This is a genomic window from Alterinioella sp. (genome assembly GCF_058343375.1).
On record NZ_JBTUJH010000120.1, the window covers coordinates 1 to 4,942 of the forward strand.

The window sequence follows — 4,942 nt, forward strand, 5'->3', positions numbered from 1 at the left end:
ATCCTGCGCGAACGCAGCGTCAGTCGCGTCGCGGTGTAAGGGCGGGCATCGGCGGCAGGATATCGCCACAGACCAGCCGCGTCAGAATGCGGTTGACCGGCCAGATCCGGGCCAGCGGGGCCAGCGCATGATCGCGGATCAGCGGCAGAATGCGGCTGTCGGATTGATATTGCGGGGTGAAGGCCGCGCTCATGCCCTGATAGGCGCGCACATGCCAGCGCCGGGCGCCTGCATAAAGCCGCAGGGCTTCTTCGCCGCGCGCCTGGCGCAGCGCAAGTTGCAAGGCGCGGGCATCCAGCAAAGCCATATTGGCCCCTTGCCCCAGTTGCGGGCTGGCGCGATGCGCGGCGTCCCCGATATGGGCGATGCCATCGCCCCAGGGCGCGGCCAGGCTGCCATGGCTGTAGCTGGCAAAGGTGAAGGCGTCGTGATCGGTGATCCAGCCCAGATAGGGCGCGAAATCGGGCCAGAGCGCGCTCACCTCCTGCCGCCATGCCTCAAAATCGCGCGCCCGCCACGCTGCATGATCGGCAACCGGCAGCGAATAAAAGATCGCCGCCAGGCGTTGACCCGGCGAACCGGGCATTGCCCCCACCGGCAGCACGCCCACCATCCGGTCGGCGCGGCGGTAGCGCTGGCTGAGTTGATCGGCGGCCAGGCGGCTCTCCTCGGGCCAGGGCACGGTTGCCCAAACCGCGCCATAGGGCAGCGGGCGGCTGCGCAGTGGCGACAGGGCCGAGCCCGCCCCGCAGGCATCGACAATCAGGTCAAACGGCCCCTCGCGGCGCTTGCCGAACAGCAGATACTGCCCGTCGCGCCCGGTGGCCCTGTGGTCTGGCGTGATGTCGACCCCGGCGGCCAATGCGGCCTGATGGAGGGTATGAAACAGCGCCGCGCGGTGGATGCCAAGCCCCTTGCGGTCCTCACTCGCGCCATAGGATACATCCAGAACGCGGCGGCCTGAATTGACCTCCAGCCCGGTCATCCGGCCCACGCTCTGGCCCAGATCACGTGCCATCCGCCCGGCACCGAGCGCATCCAGCACCGCCATGCCCACCGGTTGGATCACCAGCCCCGAGCCGACCGGCTCCGGCCGGGCGAACTGGTCGAAAACGGTGACGTCATGGCCATCGCTCGCCAGAAACTCCGCCGCGGCCAAGCCACCGATCCCGGCCCCGGCAATTCCGATTTGCAATTTCATCGCAGCAGGTTAGCGCATTTTCCAGGCCCTAGCATGCGGCAAGTTCGGCAAAAACCTTGACAGATCCGCCCGTTAGCGATGAGTGTTGCCACCTTGTTCCAAGACTTTTTTGAAAGGAAATCTTATGAGTTGGAGCAGCCTGACAGGACAATCCAAAGCGGCGATCATCTTTGTGATCCTGGGATTTGCATTGAGTTTCACCAGCACGAACACCTCCAGCATCAATGGTGTCCTGTCGTGCTCCTATATGGATTATGGGGCGCTGGCCTTTGGGGCGCTGGCCATTCTTGCAGGCGCTGGCGGGCTTGTGACGGCGCGCAGCCTGGGCGACACGCGCGGCCTCAATATGGGCATTGCTGCGCTTGGGCTGGCGCTTGGCGTGCTGCATATCGGGCGTGGGCTTGGCATGGTGGGCGGGGCCTGCGCCGGGCTTTGATCGGGGCGTCTTGAATGCCTGCGGGCGCGGGCCTATAACGCGGGCCATGACCAAGGCCCGCCTGCGCATATTCACGCGAATTACTTGCCCGGCGCTCTGCCAGATCTGAGCCGCCGGGACAAGGTGTTTGAGCCATCGCACCGCCCCTGATACACATCGCCCATTCCGTTCAAGACAGGACCGCATCCCATGTGCGCCGACACGCCTGAGCAGCCGCTCGACTACAAATCCACGCTGAACCTTCCGAAAACCGATTTTCCGATGCGCGCGGGCCTGCCCAAACGCGAACCAGAATGGTTGGCACGTTGGGAAAATCTGAATATCTACAATATGTTGCGGGAAAAGAAGGGGCGCGAACCCTTTGTCCTGCATGACGGCCCGCCCTATGCCAACGGCCATCTGCATATCGGTCACGCGCTGAACAAGACCATCAAGGACATGATCGTGCGCAGCCATCAGATGATGGGCTATGACGCGCGATACGTGCCGGGCTGGGATTGCCACGGGCTGCCGATCGAATGGAAGATCGAGGAACAATACCGCAAGAAGGGCAAGAATAAGGACGATGTGGATGTCGTCGATTTCCGTCAGGAATGCCGCAAGTTTGCCGAAGGTTGGGTTGATATCCAGCGTGATGAGTTCAAGCGGATGGGTATCACCGGCAATTGGGATGATCCCTATCTGACCATGGCCTATCACGCCGAGGCGGTGATTGCCGAGGAGTTCCAGAAATTCCTGATGAACGGGACTTTGTATCAAGGCTCCAAGCCGGTGATGTGGTCGCCGATCGAGCAGACCGCGCTGGCCGAGGCCGAGGTGGAATATCACGACAAGGAAAGCTTCACGGTCTGGGTGAAGTTTCGGGTTGTGGGAACCGGCGACGCCACTTTGGACGATGCGCAGGTTGTCATCTGGACAACGACGCCCTGGACCATCCCGTCAAACAAGGCGGTGGTCTATGGCGCGGGAATTTCTTATGGCCTCTACGAAATCACCGGCCGGCCCGAAGAATGTTGGGCCCGCATCGGGGACCGTTACATTCTGGCCGACACTCAAGCCGCCGACGTTCTGTCGCGCGCGCGCCTTGATGATAGCATGTATCGGCGTGTGCGTGATCTAACGGCGGATGAACTGGCCAAAATCAAACTGGCGCACCCGCTCGCCGGTGCCGAAGGCTCGGGCGGCGAATGGGATGACCTGCGCGATTTCCGCGCCGCTGATTTTGTCTCGGATGAAGAAGGCACCGGGTTCGTGCATTGCGCGCCAAGCCACGGGATGGAGGAATACGAACTTTATCGTGACCTCAATATGCTGCAACAGGTCATCACCTATAACGTGATGGATGACGGCTCGTTCCGGCCCGATCTGCCGTTTTTCGGCGGCAAATATATCCTGAACCGCAAGGGCGGCGAGGGCGACGCCAACAAGGCCGTGATCGACAAGCTGATCGAGGTCGGCGGGTTGCTGGCGCGCGGCAAGATCAAACACAGCTATCCACATAGCTGGCGCTCCAAGGCCCCGATCATCTATCGCAACACGCCGCAATGGTTTGCCGCTGTTGATAAGGCCGTGGGCGATGGGCAAGACACCTATGGCAAAACGATCCGCGAGCGTGCCCTGACCTCAATCGATGAACTGGTCAAATGGACACCGCCGACCGGCCGCAACCGGCTTTATGCGATGATCGAGGCGCGGCCCGATTGGGTGCTGAGCCGCCAACGCGCCTGGGGTGTGCCGCTGACTTGCTTCACCAAAAAAGGCACGCTGCCGACGGATGATGATTTCCTGCTGCGCGATGCGGCGGTGAATGCCCGCATTGTGGCCGCGTTCGAGGCCGAGGGGGCCGATTGCTGGTATATGGACGGCGCCAAGGATCGGTTTTTGGGCGGCATCGTGGACCCTGACGCCTATGATCAGGTTTTTGATATTCTCGATGTGTGGTTCGATAGCGGATCAACCCATGCCTTTGTGTTGCGCGACCGCCCTGACGGCACCAAGGACGGCATCGCCGATGTCTATATGGAAGGCACCGACCAGCATCGCGGCTGGTTCCATTCCTCGCTGTTGCAGGCCTGCGGCACCAAGGGCCGCGCGCCCTATCGCAATGTGGTGACGCATGGCTTCACGCTGGATGCGAAGGGCATGAAGATGTCCAAATCGCTTGGCAATACCATCGTGCCGGAAAAGATCATCCAGCAATATGGCGCTGATATCCTGCGCCTTTGGGTGGCGCAGGCCGATTACACCAATGATCAGCGCATCGGGCCCGAGATTCTGAAAGGCACCGCCGACAGCTATCGCCGGTTGCGCAACACGATGCGCTTCCTGTTGGGGTCATTGGCCGATTTCAGCGAGGCCGACCGGGTCGAGGCAGAGCAGATGCCGGAACTGGAGCGGTGGGTGCTGCACCGGCTGGCGGAGCTGGATCACATCGTGCGCGACGGCTATGCCGGGTTTGATTTCCAGGGGGTGTTTCAGGCGGTCTTTACCTTTGCCACCAGCGATCTCAGCGCCTTCTATTTCGACATTCGCAAGGATGCGCTCTATTGCGATGGCGACACGTTGAATCGCCGCGCGGCGCGCACGGTGCTGGATCTGGTGTTCCACCGGCTGACCACATGGCTGGCCCCGGTGCTGGTATTCACCATGGAAGAGGTCTGGCTGGAACGCTTCCCCGGCGAGGAAAGCTCGGTCCATCTGATTGATTTTCCTGACACGCCCGGCGAATGGCGTGACGAGGTTCTGGCCGCGAAATGGGCACAGATCCGCCGCGCCCGGCGGGTGGTGACAGCTGCGTTGGAGATCCAGCGCCGCGACAAGGTGATCGGGGCCTCGCTGGAGGCGGCCCCGGTGGTCCATATCCGTGACGCGGATATGCTGGCTGCGCTGCGCAGCGTCGATTTCGCCGATATCGCCATCACATCGGGTGTCAGCCTGACCGGTGATCCCTTGCCCGGCGAGGCCTTCCGCCTGCCCGAGATCGAGGGCGTGGGCGTGGTGTTTGAAACCGCCGACGGGAAGAAATGCCAACGTTGCTGGAAGATCCTGCCCGATGTCGGGACACATGCCCATGCCGGCGTCTGCGGGCGCTGCGACCTGGCGCTTGGCTGAAGGGGCCGGTTCCAAAAGGACCGGCCCTTGGTGCATCTGCGCAGGGCTGGCTACGCATTGCCCAATCGTGCAGATGCCTTATCCATGCCCTTGACCAAAGTGACAGGATTTTGAGACCATGAGCGATATTTACCAGCCCCCCACCGTCTGGACCTGGGAGCGGGCAAGCGGTGGAAAATTTGCCTCGACCAACC

The 4,942-nt window shown here is 62.0% G+C and carries 3 protein-coding genes; 2 read left to right on the top strand and 1 reads right to left on the bottom strand.

What is annotated here, in order from left to right:
- Positions 1–19: 19 nt before the first annotated feature.
- Positions 20–1,201, bottom strand: a complete 1,182-nt coding sequence (locus tag ACW8PS_RS15460) for an FAD-dependent oxidoreductase (RefSeq protein ID WP_491528407.1) — start codon at positions 1,199–1,201, stop codon at positions 20–22.
- A gap of 124 nt (positions 1,202–1,325) precedes the next feature.
- Here ACW8PS_RS15460 and ACW8PS_RS15465 point away from each other — a divergent pair, with 124 nt between their 5' ends.
- Together ACW8PS_RS15465 and ileS are read left to right on the top strand one after the other, a co-directional pair.
- A complete protein-coding gene (locus tag ACW8PS_RS15465; protein ID WP_491528408.1) occupies positions 1,326–1,637 on the top strand; it encodes a hypothetical protein in 312 nt (103 codons plus the stop codon).
- 189 nt (positions 1,638–1,826) lie between these two features.
- Positions 1,827–4,748, top strand: a complete 2,922-nt coding sequence (gene ileS / locus ACW8PS_RS15470) for an isoleucine--tRNA ligase (protein ID WP_491528409.1) — start codon at positions 1,827–1,829, stop codon at positions 4,746–4,748.
- The last annotated feature ends 194 nt before the right edge of the window (positions 4,749–4,942 follow it).